The organism is Chryseobacterium sp. T16E-39, assembly GCF_002216065.1.
Lineage (GTDB): Bacteria > Bacteroidota > Bacteroidia > Flavobacteriales > Weeksellaceae > Chryseobacterium.
Map to the genome: position 1 here is coordinate 2,370,112 of NZ_CP022282.1, position 17,372 is coordinate 2,387,483.

At 35.6% G+C, this 17,372-nt stretch carries 10 protein-coding genes and 1 tRNA gene; 8 read left to right on the forward strand and 3 right to left on the reverse strand.

Annotated features, from left to right (window positions below; translation table 11 throughout):
- The first annotated feature begins 19 nt into the window (after nt 1-19).
- Nucleotides 20-90 (forward strand) — tRNA-Cys (locus CEY12_RS10760).
- Between the two features lie 94 nt (nt 91-184).
- Here the strand turns inward: CEY12_RS10760 and CEY12_RS10765 are convergent.
- Nucleotides 185-1,630 carry a tetratricopeptide repeat protein gene (locus tag CEY12_RS10765; protein WP_089027694.1) on the reverse strand — a complete coding sequence of 482 codons (1,446 nt, stop codon included), beginning with the start codon at nt 1,628-1,630 and terminating at the stop codon, nt 185-187.
- A 290-nt stretch (nt 1,631-1,920) separates the two neighbouring features.
- On the opposite strand from CEY12_RS10765, the gene CEY12_RS10770 reads away from it, so the two are divergent.
- A complete protein-coding gene (locus CEY12_RS10770) occupies nt 1,921-4,953 on the forward strand; it encodes a reprolysin-like metallopeptidase (protein ID WP_089027695.1) in 3,033 nt (1,010 codons plus the stop codon).
- Nucleotides 4,954-5,037: 84 nt separating this feature from the next.
- A complete protein-coding gene (locus tag CEY12_RS10775; RefSeq protein ID WP_089027696.1) occupies nt 5,038-6,279 on the forward strand; it encodes a PKD domain-containing protein in 1,242 nt (413 codons plus the stop codon).
- 252 nt (nt 6,280-6,531) lie between these two features.
- Here the strand turns inward: CEY12_RS10775 and CEY12_RS10780 are convergent, their stop codons facing one another.
- Entirely contained in the window at nt 6,532-7,614 is a 1,083-nt protein-coding gene (locus CEY12_RS10780; protein ID WP_157676806.1) for a hypothetical protein, read from the reverse strand.
- Between the two features lie 270 nt (nt 7,615-7,884).
- Nucleotides 7,885-11,652: a fibronectin type III domain-containing protein gene (locus tag CEY12_RS10785; protein ID WP_089027698.1), complete on the reverse strand. Its 3,768-nt coding sequence runs from the start codon at nt 11,650-11,652 to the stop codon at nt 7,885-7,887.
- A 1,152-nt stretch (nt 11,653-12,804) separates the two neighbouring features.
- Here CEY12_RS10785 and CEY12_RS10790 point away from each other — a divergent pair.
- Genes CEY12_RS10790 through CEY12_RS10810 form a run of 5 tightly spaced genes read left to right on the forward strand, consistent with a single transcriptional unit; the run spans nt 12,805 to nt 17,331 of the window.
- The gene (locus CEY12_RS10790; protein WP_089027699.1) at nt 12,805-13,359 is read left to right on the forward strand and encodes a YMGG-like glycine zipper-containing protein; all 555 of its coding nucleotides are present in this window, start codon (nt 12,805-12,807) and stop codon (nt 13,357-13,359) included.
- A 52-nt stretch (nt 13,360-13,411) separates the two neighbouring features.
- The gene (locus CEY12_RS10795) at nt 13,412-15,046 is read left to right on the forward strand and encodes an LIC_10190 family membrane protein (protein WP_089027700.1); all 1,635 of its coding nucleotides are present in this window, start codon (nt 13,412-13,414) and stop codon (nt 15,044-15,046) included.
- 51 nt (nt 15,047-15,097) lie between these two features.
- Entirely contained in the window at nt 15,098-16,168 is a 1,071-nt protein-coding gene (aroC, locus tag CEY12_RS10800; RefSeq protein WP_089027701.1) for a chorismate synthase, read from the forward strand.
- A 17-nt stretch (nt 16,169-16,185) separates the two neighbouring features.
- Nucleotides 16,186-16,749 carry a thioredoxin family protein gene (locus CEY12_RS10805; RefSeq protein WP_089027702.1) on the forward strand — a complete coding sequence of 188 codons (564 nt, stop codon included), beginning with the start codon at nt 16,186-16,188 and terminating at the stop codon, nt 16,747-16,749.
- 42 nt (nt 16,750-16,791) lie between these two features.
- Complete coding sequence (locus CEY12_RS10810) at nt 16,792-17,331, forward strand: TlpA family protein disulfide reductase (RefSeq protein WP_089027703.1); 540 nt, start codon at nt 16,792-16,794, stop codon at nt 17,329-17,331.
- Nucleotides 17,332-17,372: the final 41 nt, after the last annotated feature.

Consider the following 17,372-nt stretch of genomic DNA (forward strand, 5'->3'; position numbering starts at 1 on the left):
ATTTGCACACCTCAAAAATGGTACTTTGGCCGAGCGGCTAGGCAGTGGTCTGCAACACCATCTACAGCGGTTCGAATCCGCTAGGTACCTCAAAGCTTTCCTTTTGGAAAGCTTTTTTTTTGGATACATTTTATATCATTAATACGATTATTCTTTACCATCTATCGTATTGCTTTACATTCCCCTATTTTCCCAGATCATTAAACCACAAATATATATCCACATCACCGGGAATATTAAGTTTTTTTCTAAGGTTGTATTTCTTTGTCTGTACAGTTCTTACAGAAGTATGCGTGTACTCGGCAATATCTTTCGTTGAAAAATTGAGATAGAGATAAGCACAAAATCTTATTTCAGAACTTTTTAAATTGGTAATGTTTAAAAGCTTCTCGGTAAAGTGAGGATTATAATCATTAAATCTGGTTAAAAATTCAGGGCTATTCTGCTTAGCCAGCAATGTTACTTCGTTAAATACATGATAATCCGATACAGAAGGACGATCAATTTGTATATCTATTTTGTCTAAACTTTTGCTTTTGTATTTCCTGTAAAAGAAAAATATAAAATACACCAAAATAGCACAAAGAAGAAATATCAGAATCAGTATATATTTCAATTTACTCGTTTGATCTTCTTGTAAAGTCTGCTTTCCATTTTTTTCCTTATCAATGGCATCATTTACATTTTTATTGTGCTTCTTATTCACATCTTCTTCGTTCAGCAATTTTATCGAATAATAATTAATGCTATCTTTTACCTTCATTTTTTCGTATAAGGCTAACAAAGATGTATTAACTGCTTTTACATATCCTTCGCTCTTATAGTAGGTATTGGCAATTTTTTTACACACCCATAAATAATGTTGGGCTTTCTCATACTCATTTACTTCAAGATAATATCTTGCTGCAATTAGCGAAGAATAGTAAGTATGCTCTACCTCGCTTATATTTTCTGCATCCTTTAATGCTTCATCAATATATATTTTAGCAGAGTCTCTTTTGCCTAAATCAAGATAAACCCTCCCAAGGCTGGATGTCGCTGTATAACTGTTACTGATTTTACTTTTTGTTGCTTTAGAAATATATTTCTTAGTGTCTTTTCTAAATATTTTTGCAAGTTTATAGGCCTTTTTATAAGACAATAGTGCTTTTTTTGTATCCCCCATATCATAATACCAATCTCCGTAATACCAATTAAGCAGGTAATCAAAATAAGGATTCCCTTTCATCCTTACCGAGATCTCATCCAGTTTTTTTCTGGCGTCCATTCTCTTTCCTAATTTCATATAGGATCCAAACTGTAAGGCGTGTAAATAAAAAACAATTTCATCATCCGTATCTTCAGTAATTAATTTTTCAACCTTACTGCTATAACTGAAGGATTTTTCTATATTATTATTCTTACTATAAATATTTGCAATTTTAAGATATCCTAAAGCAACACATTCTTTGTAGTTAGATTTTTCACATGTTTCGACAATGCCTTCTATCTTTTTGATCTCTTTATCGCTTGCCGTCGAAAAATTGATCCCATAGATCATGTCTTTATACTGCCTTTCTCCCAAACTTTGAGAAAATGAGAGTATAAATAAGCAAAAAGTAAAAATGACTGATAATAATTCCTTAATCATTGTTTTTTTTAATAATTTTTCCCAGATACAAAACTAATATACTTATTTTTTACCACTACATAAAAAGACATACGTATTACATACTACAATCTGTATATCAACCCGTTAAATATCCTTTATAAATTAAGATAATAAGTAGTTTTGAAAAAAAATACAAATGGAAATTTTCGTCAATTCTAATAATAAGCAGTTATAGTTTGTTTACTTCATTTTCAGGCTGATTTATTATCATATGTTCCCACCTAGAGATTGACACTAATAGAAAACCGTTTAATAATTAAATTATATTTATGAAAAAGAAAGTTCTACTTATTTGTGTGCTGGTGGCCGGCTTTTCCAAGGTACAAGCACAAAGGTGGGAAAAGGTATCACAAAAAACTTCAGAAATAAGAAAAGAGGTAGAAGTACAGCATGCTTTCAAAGTTGATTTGGCTTCACTCAGAAGCCTTTTAAAAGATGCAGTAGAAACAGGAAAAGGAGCAAAACCTGTTATCGTTTCTCTTCCTACTGCTGAAGGGAAAATTGAAAAATTTGCTGTATACAGCGATCCTGTTGTTGAAAAAAGTTTAGCTGAAAGGTATCAATTAGGATCATATGTAGGAGTAGGGTTTGATGACCCGTCTAAATATGTAAGGTTCAGCACTTCTCCAACTGAAATGCAGTCCATGATCATTAAAGATGGAAAGTATCAGTTTATTGAACCCATAACGTTGGATAAACAAACCTATGGTGTCTTCTATAAAACAAAGAGAACAAGTGGAGAACATGGTTTTGAATGTACAACCGGTGAAAAAAACTTCAGTGACATCAAAGCACTGCAAAAAAACGGAAAAAAAAATCTTTCCCAAATAGGAATCACAAGCAGACCATCAAGCACAAAGTACAGAACCTATAGATTAGCACTGTCTGTTACGGGTGAATACACTCAGGTTTTTGGTGGAGTTGCCGGGGCTGCTGCACAAATCAATACAACAATGACCCGTGTGAATGGGGTATTTGAAAAAGATTTTGGCGCTAAGTTACTCGTTCAGGATTTGCCGGGAATCATCTATGCAGATGCTGCCACAGACCCCTATTCTGATGGAGATGTTGGATCTGGCGGAGCATGGAATTTAGAGCTGCAAAATACATTAACAGCCAATGTAGGAGATGCCGGCTATGATATCGGCCACTTATTCGGTGCTACCGGAGGAGGCGGTAACGCAGGCGGTATTGGTAATATTTGTGTAAACCCTACAGTGGCAGAACCAAAAGGAAAAGGGTCTGGATTCACTTCTCCTCAAAATGGTCCTCCAAGTGGAGATTCCTTTGATATCGATTATGTCGCTCATGAGCTGGGACATCAATTGGGTGCCAATCATACTTTCTCAAAGAGTACAGAAAGTTCAGGAGTAAATGTAGAACCTGGAGGTGGAACAACCATTATGGGCTACGCTGGAATTACGCAGGATAACGTACAGTTAAATTCTGATGCTTATTTTCATTATGCATCTATTGATCAGGTTTTAACGACCCTTGAAAGCAAACCTAACTGTGGCATAGCTCAGGAGATTGTGGTGAACACTCCCCCAGCAATTTCACCTCTTACAGCTTATACGATTCCCAAAGGAACTCCATATTATCTGGATGCCAATGCCGCAGACACTGAAAATGACCCATTAAATTATACATGGGAGCAATACGATAGTGTTGATAGTTTCGCATCAATTTCAGGAGACAGCGGATGGGGATATAACCTTCAGGGCTCTTTGGCAAGATCTCGTTTCGGAACAGCAAGCGGAAGAAGATATTTCCCAAGTTTATCAACTGTGATGTCGGGTAATTTAACCAATAAGGCTGAATGGGAAACAGTACCTTATATTCCCAGAACCTTACACTATGCGGTAACAGTAAGAGATGAAAATGCACAAAGACCTATGTTGTCCTCTTCTGAAACGACAGTAACCGTTGGAAATACTGGCCCATTTAAATTTAATGGACTTACCGCTTCTTCAGTATTGTATAATAATGCTTCAAATACAATCCAATGGGAGGTAGCAAATACTAATGTAGCTCCATATAATGTAGCTAATGTAAAAATAGATTACACTTCCAACAATGGAACCACATGGACCGATCTTGTAGCCTCTACTCCAAACACAGGAAGCTACTCTGCACAAATGCCAGGTAACTTAACCGGGGCCGTTAAATTTAGAATATCCGCAATTGGAAACATATTCTATGCTGTATCTCCACAGGTTACTATTGGAACGGCTCCTACATCAACCAATAATGCTCCTACCGGGGTCATGGCCATTGATACAGAAGTTTTCAAAACAACAGCAAGACTAAGCTGGAATAGTGTACCAGGTGCGACCTATTCTATCAATTACAGAAAAACCGGTGCTGCAAACTGGTCCAACACAACAAGTCCAACCAATTCTGTAGTTCTAAATAACCTTGAAGATGAAACCAATTACGAAGCACAGGTTGCTGCAGTTGTAAATACTGTTCCGGGAACATTTTCAAGCAATTATGCTTTTAAAACAAAAGGATTGAAAACGGGAGTGGATTATTGTTTAATGACAACGGGAGGAAATAATACACTCAGCCCCCTTTTCAGTGCTCTTTTATCAATGACGGTATCCAACCTGAATTATTCTGGAGGCAATACATTAAATGACATTGCAAATACTTATAAAGATTATAGTGAAGATCCTGCTAAAATGATCAATTTAATCAAAGGGACTCAATATACTTTAACTTATTCAGATTATGCCAACAGGTCCAATCAGTATAACGACTGGTTTCAGGTATGGATAGATTATAACAGAAATGGTATTTTCGAAGCATCAGAAAAAGTAGGTTCTAAAAATGCAATTCCTAATGCTAATAAAAGACATAACGGAACCATTGTATTTACTGTTCCCGCAAACGCATATTCAGGAGATAAGACTTTAAGAATGAGAGTAGCAAGTACATTCTTTAATGGTATAGATGACCCATGTGGAAGCCCATCTGTTCCCGTTACCGGAGGTGGGACAATTTCAGCAGGTTCATTCAGAGACTTCCCAGTGAAAATTACAGATGCCCTTGCAGTAAATGAAGTAAAAGAGACCAAATCTGAAATAGAGATTTATCCAAATCCTGCCGACACTTTTGTAGAGGTTAAGAACTTAAAAGGGAAAGCAGATTATAAGATTTACAGTGCAGACGGAAGACTAGTCCTGGAAGGTAAGCTGGAAGGCCAGAAAATTAACGTATCGACCCTCATAAAAGGAATGTATATTATTACCATTGCTGGTGAATCCAAAACGTATAACACAAAGCTAATTAAGAAGTAATTTCGTACCGTTAGTTTATTTTTAATACCTGTGGATGATTTCTGTTCGCAGGTATTATTTTAACTAATAAAAAACAAAAACCCAATGAAAAAAACCATACATAATATCCTCATTATATTACTGCTACATTTTTCCGCGGTACTTTTTGCCCAGGCAGATAATGTATTATTTATTGGTAATAGCATGACTTATTTTAATGATATGCCTGAACTTTTTAAAAGCATTGCCGTATCTAAAGGGAAAAATATTGAAGTTACCTCTCATACCGTAGGAGGAGCCGGATTTCTAAACCATGTCAATGATGCTTCGTTATTTTTAAAAATAAAGTCCAAAAACTACAAATATGTAATTATGCAACCGGGAACCGGGGAATCAGCAGGAGCCTCTAATCCAGTAACTCTCACTGCTCAACGGGGTAATATGATAAAAGACTCGATTAGAAAATACAGTCCGTGCTCTAAAATTTTCCTTTATGAAATACCATATGGGGTTCCTGCTCAAAATGAATATGCTACCTATTTTGCAGTTCAAAAAATGATCAAGGATTCAATTACCAAGATGTCTACTCTTATGCAGGTTGAAATAATTCCAGCCGGAGAAGCAGCAAGGGCTCATTATACAGCCACAGAGGATCTTGCACTACATGGCTCTTTTAATGACGTTCATCCAAGCCTCCAGGGAAGTTATCTTGTTGCTTCAACTGTATTCAGTACCATTTTTCAAACTCCTGTCTTTCCGTCAAATTTTTATGGCGGACTTATTCAGAATAAAGCTGAATACTATCAGCAAACGGCAGGGAATACATTTTTAAGTAATCCTGCACAATGGAATGCCAATGTCTTTCATTCAAACGCAAGATTCACCATCACCGGCTCTGGGCAAAATGTAAATCTGATCAATCTATCTGCAAATTATACGGCGCTCTTATGGGATTTTGGTGACGGAATCACGTCAACAGCAGCCAACCCAGTCCATCATTATTCCTCACCGGGTATTTATACCATTACCCTAACGATACATAGAAATTCATGTTCTGAGAACTTATCCAAACAGTTTGACACCAGCCTGTTGTCCGTACATGAAGAAAAAGCTTCAAAATTTGAATTTTATCCCAATCCGGTCGGAAATATAGCATTCTTACAATCAGAAAAAGTAATTAAAAATATTACAATTTATACTATGGATGGAAGGAAATTAAAAACAATCCCTGATTTCAATGCCAGAAATGGTAAAATTGATTTCTCAGCCTTCACAAATGGTAACTATATTCTAAGTGTCCAATACACGGATGATGTTTTTCAAAATATTAAAATCATCAAGAAATAATAATATAGAAACAGAAGAATTACTCGGTATCCTCTTTGTTTCTATATTTAAATACAAATTTTTCATATTCCATTTTTCAAAAACTTCCTAAATCATGGGAAGTTTTTATTTTTGAGTTACATCCCATAGTTGAACTTCATCTCCAAAAATTTTTAATCAAAAATAAAACCTCCCGCATCACTACAAGAGGTTCTATACAATTAAAACTTTTATTTCATATCGTTCGCATCTTATCTCATCTGAAATCAAATACTAATTTCTAAAGAATCTCATAAACATATAGTCCCCTACTGCTCCAACTTCAGAAGCATAAAACATTCTTGTAGAAAGATTATATGATTTAACAGTAGTACCGTCAGTAGGAGTCGGATCATAGGTATCAAACTGCATAATGGTCCCTTCAGAATTCTGGGCTCCATAGCTATAGGTATCTACCCAAATATTGGGTTGCAATGTGTAAGGTCCATTATAGGTTGTGCTTGAATTACTTGTATGTCCCCATACAGCAAAGTAATACGCATAGATTGGATGATTGGTCATATTTTTAAAAGAAATATATCCCGCTGTATTTGTACCGTTATATCTTACCTGAAGATCTCCCAGCTGAACAACAGAATTAGTAACCGTATTCGCATCAATAAATCCTTGATAATTCACACTTGATCCGCTTTGAGTTCCGGATGTTTGGTTTGTTTTGTACCATTTTGAACCGTCATTATAATATATTCCCGGAGTTACATTATTGGGTGATACCCCTGCAGTAGCAGTATTATATACAAGCATCCCGGCAGTATGTAAAGCTAAAGGAGCAGGCGAGGCTGTGCCGGTAAGAGCTACTCTTGGCATCAGGAGCCCTTTATTGATTGCGGAAGTTTCCAGGATAGCATCGCTATTAGGAGCAGCAGTACCAATTCCAACATTTCCCGTTCCGGTAAATCCTAAACTATTGCCTCCCAGATTCACATTTCTATTTCCGTTAAGTATTCCATCTGCATTGTAAATAGTATTTCCACCACCACCACTTCCTGCAAATTTTTGCCATGCGGTTCCTTCAAAATAATAATAACCCGTTGCATCCATATTTGCCGTTTGGCCCGTAGCCGTTCCGGTGGAAATATCATTTACGTACACCAAAGTTCCGTTGGGAACACCTGACATAGTGAAAGCTCTCAGCCTGTCTACTCTGGGTGCAATGATACCATCTACACTTGTACCAGATATATTTTTAGCGACAATATCTAAGGTAGCGGCAGGAACAGTGGTATTGATACCAACTTGAGCCTTGGATACGCTCATGCATCCAAGAATCCCCAATAGAATAATTTTGTTTTTCATTTGATTAGTTTTTATGTTAATGTGTTCTTGTGAAATTAAATTCTTCTTCACTTCCCCACTAATAATTAAAAGCAAATTGAAAAGTCCAAAACAAACAAGCATCAAACACCCAAACAAACACCTGACTATCACAACATTAAAGGTAATAATTTATTTTATATATTTCATTATTTAATGAATTAATTTAAATAATACATCCCTATGAATGATGACCATAAAAAAATAAGCCCTCATTTCTGAGAGCTTATTCCTTTTATAATTATTTAAACTTTATTCTTTGATAAATTTCTTTTGAGCTGTACCCTGCGCATCTTCGATGTCTATAACATACACTCCATTTATCAATCTGCTTACATCAATCTTATTATTCAAGATGATTCCGCTATTCACAAGCTGACCTGCAGCATTATACAATTTATAATTAGCTCTTTTACTAATATTTTTCACATTCAATACAGAGCTAACCGGGTTAGGATAAATCAGAATTTCCGTCTGATTTGTCGCATTTGGCACCGGATTTTTAGAAATCCTTACTGTATAATCCTCAACCTCACCATTGGCAAAACCTGTACAGTTTACAGGAATACCATCTCTCTGCATAGCAACTCTCATCACCACATACTTATAATCTGTTGTACTGATAAACGCATCCACAGGCACACTAAATGTTCCTTTAATAGGAGTCGTTGTATTCGGTGAAGAAACAAGGATTCTTTCATCAATATCAAAAGTTCCGTTTCTGTCAAAATCAATCCATACAGCAATACCTTCATCGTAAGTATTTCCTGTCCATGATTTTTCAATAGAGATTTCATTACCTCCTGAACCCTGAACAAGGTTTATAAATTTCGTTGTATCTGCTGTAAAGTCAGAATAATTAGTAGCATCAGTAGTGCTCTCCATAGTTGGCTTACCGTTTGGCTTCACCGTAACCTTTGAAATAAATTCAGATGCTGAACTTGTAGATTTCATTGGACAATAGATCACGGTAGGTGTAGTGAAATAATAAGGAAGTGTATAAGTTCCTGGTGTACCACCACAGATGTTAGCTACTTCCATTTCATATTTCGTCAGCTCCAATAATCCTGTAATAATATAATTATTGTTTGTAATTGTAACAGTAGTCCAGCTAGGAATACCAACTTTTCTATATCTTAAGATATAAGTAGCACCAGGGAAAGAGTCCCAGATTACGGTTGCCGAGGTCGTTGTTAATTGAGTGATCGTTAATCCCGGAGGAGGTAAATCACATGTTCTCTCTGTAGTAAATACCGCTGGAGAAGACCATCCATTATAAGTTGTTTCGTTATCACACTTGTTGGCAATCTGAACTTCATAGGTAGTGTAAACACTTAAACCTGTCAATGCATAAGTATTTGTTGGTGCCAATGGCAATATGATGTCTGCACTCCAACCTGCGTTACCACTTCCTACAATTCTGTATCTCATTTTATAAGACGAACTAACTGCAAGTGGTCCCCAAGTGATCAGTGCAGAAGTTGTTGTAATATTACTTACTGTAACATTCGGAGGCGTAGGATCACATTTTGTAGTAAATTCATTGTGTGAATATACACCAGGAACACTGTTACAAACTGCCGCTACCTCAACCTCATAAAGAGTTGCAGGTAATAAGGCAGATAAATTATAGGTATTCGTAGTTGCAGGAGCTGCAACAGCCGGTATGCTTATTGAAGTCCACGCACCACCTGAACCTACTGGCCTGTATCTTACAATATATGAAGCTCCCCCATTATCCTGAGGCCATGTTACTGTTGCTGCATTGTGAGTAATACCGCTTAATGTTACAACTGGTGTTGTTGTATTACAGATAAGTAATTTTACATTATCAATAGCTGCAGGTGGTTGAGTTCCTCCACTTCCATCATTTCTCCATTCGAATACCAAACGCATTGTTGTTCCTGCAAAACTACTGATATTCAAAGTATTGTTAATGAATGTCTGCCATGTAGTCTGTTGGTTATAATTGTTTCCTATTTGAATTCTTCCAGCCCCTGCAGCAATCTGAACTCCCGCTGTAGGCATAAAAGATGCTGGAACCAACCATACTCTTAAATAATCATAAGTACTTTCTCCATCTGCTTTCCAATCAAAAGATAAAGTAGCAATGGATGCTCCTGCAGGAACGATAATATCTCTATATGCCTGCGTTACACTTGTTGAACCAGTCGCATATGCATTGGTTGTTCCATTCGTATTGGATATATAAATAGAATTGGCTGGATTACCTGTAGCACTGCCATAAGCCCATTTATTGACCTGAGTTCCACTCGTAAATCCGAAATCATTATTTGTAGAGAAATTCTGATTATATGGAATGGTTGCCGGTATTTGGGTTGTTGTAAAAGTTGGACCCGAAATCCAAAAACTACTATCTGTTGAACTACAAACAGATTTCACCCACCAATAATAAGTGGTATTAGGAGCAAGAGTAGTTAAATTCACTGACGTTGTAGCACTTGTTCCGGTTGGAGGCGTTCCTGCAACAGGAGGAGTATTGGTCGTTGTTAGATAATAAGCATATCCATTACCAGGTGCAGGAGTTGGAGCCGTCCAACTTAAAGTCGCACCAGTAGCGGTTACCCCATTCACTGCTAAAGCAGAAGGAACAACACACGTAGGAATGGCAAGATTAATATTATCCAAAGCTACCGGAGGTTGGGTACCTCCACTACTGTCATTCGTCCATTCGAACACCAATCGCATGGTAGAACCTGCAAAGCTGCTCAAATTTAAATTGGTATTAAAATAAGTCTGCCAGCTTGTTTGTTGGTTGTAATTAGCACCTAATTGAATTCTTCCGGCACCTGCTGTAATCTGAGATCCTGCAACTGGCATGAAAGAAGCCGGAACTAACCAAACTCTTAAAAAGTCATAGTTACTTTCTCCATCTGCTTTCCAGTCAAATGCCAAAGTAGCGGCCGTAGTTCCAATCGGGATAATAATATCTCTATAAGCATGAACAACACTGCTTGTACCCGTTGTATACGTATTAGCAGTACCATTATCCGATATGTAAATAGAGTTTGCAGGGTTCCCCGTTGCAGAACCATACACCCATTTATTAACTTGAGTTCCATTAGTAAATCCTAGATCATTACCTGTAGAGAAGTTTTGACTATATGGAATCGTTGCAGCGATCTGTGTCGTTGTAAAATTTGCACCTGTAGCCCAAATACTACTGTCGGTCGGGCTACAAACTGATTTCACCCACCAATAATAAGTCGTATTAGGTGTTAAACCTGTAATGTTTGCGGATGTCCCTGCTGTAGTTCCTGTTGGTGTTGTCCCAGCAACTGGAGGCACATTCGAAGTACTGATATAGTACGCATATCCATTAGCCGGTGCAGGAGTGGGAGCAGTCCATGCTATTGTAGCGGAATTTGAAGTTATGGTAGAAACAGGTGAAGCTGTAGGAACAAGGCATGTAGGAATTGACAAATTAATATTATCAATTGCTACAGGAGGTTGTGTTCCTGCACTTGTATCATTTCTCCATTCAAATACCAATCGCATTGTACTTCCAGCAAAACTACTGATGTTCAAAGTGGTATTAAGATAAGTCTGCCATGTTGGCTTCTGATTAAATTGACCCAGTTGGATATTACCTCCACCAGTTCCAATTTGTACTCCCGCTGTTGGCGTTAAAGTAGTAGGCACAAGCCATACTCTTAAATAATCGTAATTACTTTCTCCATCTGCCTTCCAGTCAAATGCCAAAGTAGCAATAGTAGATCCGGCAGGAATTACAATATCTCTATATGCCTGAACGACACTGGAAACACCCACGTCATAAGCATTAGCCCCCCCACCATTATTCGAAATATAAATGGAATTGGCAGCATTACCCGTTGCTGAACCATATTCCCATTTATTAGGTTGACTTCCATTAATCAATGTGAGATCATTTGCCGTCGAAAAATCCTGAATATACGGCAATGTAGCGGGTGCTTGTGCAGACAAGCCTCCATTGATCAAACACAGAAGAAGTATTAAAAAAATAGAAAATCTCTTCATAAGTTATCATTATTAATATTAATCCTACAAATCTAAATCGTTTTTTCATAACATTTAGTATACAAATGAATATTTTTTGTAGGAATTTTATAAAAAAAAAGAAATTATTGATCTCAAAAAAATTAAGAATTCATCGATAAATAAAGGCTATTTCACATAAAAACCTAAAGATATTGAAACAAATAACTCTAATTTCATAATGCTGGTTAGTGAATTCCCATGAGTTTTAAAACCAGCAGGCTTAACTTCGAAAAAATTTGTCGAAAGAAGAAATAACAAACGGCCTCCTAAGAGGCCGCAAAAAACACAAATGATGAAAAAAAATCTATTTCAAGAATCGAAATAGAATATCTTAAAATTTAATTTTTCCAATATTTCTTTGATTGTGGAAAGTCATTACTATAACACCAAAAACCTGATTTATAACTCTTCTTTCTAAGAACAAGATAAAAAGTCGAAATTATAAGCATCCCTAAAAGAAATAAAATAATTGATCTTAGTATAAATGAGTAATCAAAAATTTCCATAAATATAGTTTTAAAAAAATAAAAATAGCATTTATTTCTAGAATATGTGAATAAATAACCTAATTACCAGCTTTATTCCTACGAATTTGTATTATGGATTGTTATTCGGACAACATGAATTTACAAAGACAGCTATCCCTTGTTATAGACAGAGAGTCTAATACCACTGATTCTTTCATATTTTATAAGGTGTTTGGTATTCAAAAATAAATATTTTATATGAACTCAACTAAAACCAACAATTAAATGAAGGTTATATTATTATAAAAATCCTCAGAAAAACTGAGGATATTGATGAATAATATTTTTAGAAGATTATAAACTTTAAACAAAGCTTATTTATAATGCCGCAATTTTTGTGCCCTAGATATAAAAAATTAACAATTTTCCGTATAAATTAACTTTCTTATGATTTAATTATAAAGCTGTAAAATATATATCAAAAGTAATCAGACAGTTAACCTAATAAATAAACCCGCTTCCTTTAAATTTTAAAAGCATTTATTATTTTTTTTGATTTCTTTTTAGTTTTTTAACATTAGTTAACTAAATTTTGGCTTCATAATTGAAAATAATAGTAAAGCTGAAGTCGCTTTGACTTAGTAACCTTTAAAAAATTTGAATTATGAAGAATATAGTAATAACAGGCCTTTTGTCAGTATTTATTATGACAGCCTGTAAAAAAGATGATCAGGTAGCAGAGAAGTCATTGGAGCAACAGAAAATTGAATTCCAGGCCAAACAACTTGAAATAGAAAAACAAAAGTTAGCTATTGAAAAGGAAAAAATGGTTTATGAATCTCAGAAAAAAGCAGACAGTATCGTTGAGTCTAACAAGGCTAAAGCAGCAGCTGCAAGAAACTCTGAACCGAAAGTAATTACAAAAACAAGAACAATATACAGAGATCGCGAATCCAACTCAAATAATAATGGATCGTATGCCAACAATGAAGGCAGCTCACAAGGAACGACCCAAGAAGCACCTCAGAAAAAAGGAATGAGTAAAGCTGCGAAGGGAACTATTATTGGTACTGTGGGAGGTGCAGCAGCAGGAGCCATTATAAGTAAAAACAACAGAGGTTTAGGTGCGGTAATCGGAGGTGTTGTAGGTGGAGCTACCGGCTATGCAATTGGACGATCCGGAGACAGAAAAGATGGCAGAGTGAAACCCCGTAATTAACAATTATCTATAAAAGAATAAAAGATTGCTTATTTTTAAGCAATCTTTTTTTATGATCTTAATTCTGTTTTCATCTATCCTCATCATTGCAACCCTGTCAGGGATAGGAAGAATGATGGAGATATTTTCAGAAACGTTATATTCAGGTATATCAGCCAAAATTCTTACCGGAATACTGGCAACAACTATAACCTGGACTTTATTTGCATTCTTCATTCCCATCAATATATATGTAGAAATACCAACGATTGCACTCGGACTGTTCTTTTTTTTTAAAGACAGAGTATACCTTGAATTTTATCAATTTTCAAAAAGACATATCCAATTATTAATTGCTATTGTATTGGTTATTCTTTTTAGTGGTTCCTATTACCCTTACATCCTGGACCACTATGGCTACTATGTTCCCTCAATAAAATGGCTTACAGAATATGGTTTAGTAAAAGGGATATCTAATCTTGATCTTACTTTAGGACAAATGTCAGCGTGGCATATCTTTCAGGCAGGATTTTCTAATTTCTCTGATCCTTTTTTAAGAATCAATACAGTTATTCTTATCGTGTATGCTATTTATATCATTGAAAAACGATCATGGATTCAGCTTGTTTTTCTTCCGGTCATGCTTTTGTTTTCCCAGTCCCCCAGCCCGGACCTACCTGTCATTATTTTTTCATTAATCATTCTCAATGAAATCGTTTCCGGTAATAATAAGACCTCTTTACTCTTTACATTTTCGATATTTGTTTTCACGATCAAACCAACGATGATCTGGCTTCCTATTCTAAGCCTGTTTTATTCAACCCTGATTGTAAAAGCACATGTAAAGAATTTCATATGGGGTACTTTGATCATTATTTTATTCTTTATTAAAAACATATGGACTTTTGGTTATCCAATTTTTCCGGTCTCAATCGGTGATCTTGGAATATCATGGAAGCCTAATCCTGAAATACTAAAAACTTCTTCCCGTTTTGCAGTTCAGAAAACCTATGATATGCAATACACTTTTGAAGAAATCCAGAAATTTTCTTTATTGGATTATATTAAAAACTGGTTATTTCTGAATGGAATTAAATCCAAGATCAATATTTTATTTATTGTGAGTCTTTTTTCACTGATTCTCTACTCCCTAAAAAAAAGAAAAAGAATTGTCTATTTAATTACCATCTCATTAGTGATAAAAACAGTACTTGTTCTGCTATTCTCTGCTCAGTATCGATTCTTTATAGATGCCTTCTTTGTGATATTTTTCATCCTGTTTTCTTCCTATTTTAACGAAAAAAGATCATTGATTACATTTTCAGCATTAAGTTTCTTTGTCATCATTTTTTTATCCTTCCCAGCTTTTTTTGCCACACACCTTCCCAGCTATAAAATGGCGAATTTCATGGCTGATTTCGAGAAGAAGCAGATTTATCAGCCATCAGTATATAAACCCACCGATTATCATTCTTTTAAGGTCGGTGATCTTCACTTTAATGTTTCTAAAAACTATCCCTACACTTTTGCAAGCCCTCTTCCCGCAATGACACTTAATTATATGATTGAGAATGCAAAAACCAAGATTTTCCCGCAGCCTGTCAACAAAAACAATCTTAAAAAAGGCTTTATCTGGAAGAAGATGAATGATAAAGAGATAAAAGATACCCAGCATATTATCAATACTATCATTAATACCGATAAATAGATCTGAATATAAAGGTATTATTATATTAAGAAAAAGCTGTAAATTTGCCCTATGTTCAATACTTTAGGTAATCTTCTCAGTCTTACAACATTTGGAGAAAGTCACGGTGTGGCTTATGGTGGAATCATCAATAATTTTCCGGCTGGTTTAACAGTTGATCTTGATCAAATTCAATATGAGCTGGATCGTCGTAAACCTGGCCAGTCTTCTATCGTTACGCAACGAAAGGAGAGTGATACTGTAAAATTTCTTTCAGGCATGTTTGAGGGAAAAACGACAGGTACTCCCATTGGTTTTATTATCGAAAATGAAAATCAAAAATCGAAAGATTATGATCATATCGCCAATGCGTATCGTCCGAGTCATGCAGACTTTACATATGATCAAAAATTTGGGATCAGGGATTATCGCGGGGGTGGAAAATCCTCAGCGAGGGAAACCATCAACTGGGTAGTGGCTGGTGCGCTTGCAAAGCAGCTTTTACCCAATATAGAAATCAATGCGTATGTCTCTTCTGTAGGTGATATTTTCTGTGAAAAACCTTATCAGGATCTTGACTTTTCGAAGACAGAAAGCAATGATGTCCGCTGCCCTGATGCAGAGACTGCTGAAAAGATGATCTCCAGAATTAAGGAAATTAAAAAAGAGGGAAATACTATTGGGGGAACCATTACCTGCGTGATCAAAAATGTTCCTGTAGGAATCGGTGAGCCTATATTTTCTAAATTACAAGCTGAGCTCGCAAAGGCTATGCTTAACATCAATGCTTGTAAGGGATTTGAATATGGAAGTGGTTTTTGCGGAGCAAAAATGACCGGTAAGGAACATAATGATGCCTTTAATACTGATTTTACGACAAAATCAAATCTTTCAGGAGGAATACAAGGAGGAATTTCCAACGGTATGGATATTTATTTCCGTGTTGCTTTCAAACCTGTAGCAACTATTTTAAGACCTCAGGACAGTATCGATAAAGAAGGCAACCCAGTTATTGTTGAAGGAAAAGGAAGACATGATCCTTGTGTAGTTCCAAGAGCAGTGCCGGTAGTTGAAAGCCTGGCTGCATTTGTACTGGCAGATCTATTTTTAATTAATAAAACAAGAAATATAAATCAATTTTAACCATAAATATTTTAGAAATGAAAGATTATTGGGATAAGGCAATCAGTTTCGAGGACTATATAAATATTGGAAAGCAGAGATTAGAAAACCCTGACAATCAAAACGATATAGATTTTAAACATTATTACGAACTTGGTCTTCAAAGGATGGATAGAACTTTAAAAAAGTATGTCCCGAATCAGGAGCAGCTTGCTGAATTACAGACCAAAAAATTCGATGGTAAAATTCTTATCATTTCTGAGGTATGGTGCGGTGATGCCAGTGCAAGCGTTCCGGCTTTTGTTAAATTTTTCGAAGGTCATAATGAGGTTAAAATTTTCCTTAGAGACGGAGACAAAACATTAATCAATCAATTCTTGACCAATGGAACAGAGTCGATACCAAAGGTTATTATTTTAAATAATGACTTTACAGTTAAAAACTCATGGGGTCCCCGTCCAAAGTATGGTAAAGACTTATTATTAAAATATAAAGCTGACCCTGAAGCTTATCCAAAAGATCAGTTTTATAATGATCTTCAGATTTATTATGCCAAAAACAGAGGCTTAGATGCAGTGCAGGAAATCCTGGAATTATTATAAACGATCCATTTTGAATTCAAAAGCAACAATAAAAAATAATAGATGAAAAAAAATATAATATACATTGTACTCATAATCATTATCGGCGTTATTGCTTTTATTCCGGGAGTAAGAAATTTCCTGAAAGATCAGTTTTTTCCTATTGCTACCATTGAAAATGCAGTGACTGTAAACAAAGACGATTATGATATCGATTTGCAGGGGATCAATGTTCCAAGTACAAATCTGAAGAACTTCAAAGACAAACCGATTTTTTTAAATTTTTGGGGAACATGGTGCCCTCCATGCAGAAAAGAATGGCCAACCATTCAGAAATTATATGACACGAGAAAAGGAAATGTAGATTTTGTACTGATCGCAATGAAGGATGAAGAGCCTGCAATAAGAAAATTCCTTAAAGAAAACAATTACTCTGTTCCGGTTTATATTGCGCAGAGCCCTATCTCTGAAAAATTACTGCCAAAGGCCTTTCCTACTACATTTTTATTAGATAAATCGGGAAGAATCCTTATCAAAGAAGATGCTTACAGGGATTGGAATACGGAATCTGTTCACCAATTTATTGACAACATTATTAAATAAATCTTTTAACGAATTTTTATAATTATTTGGTATAGAATTTG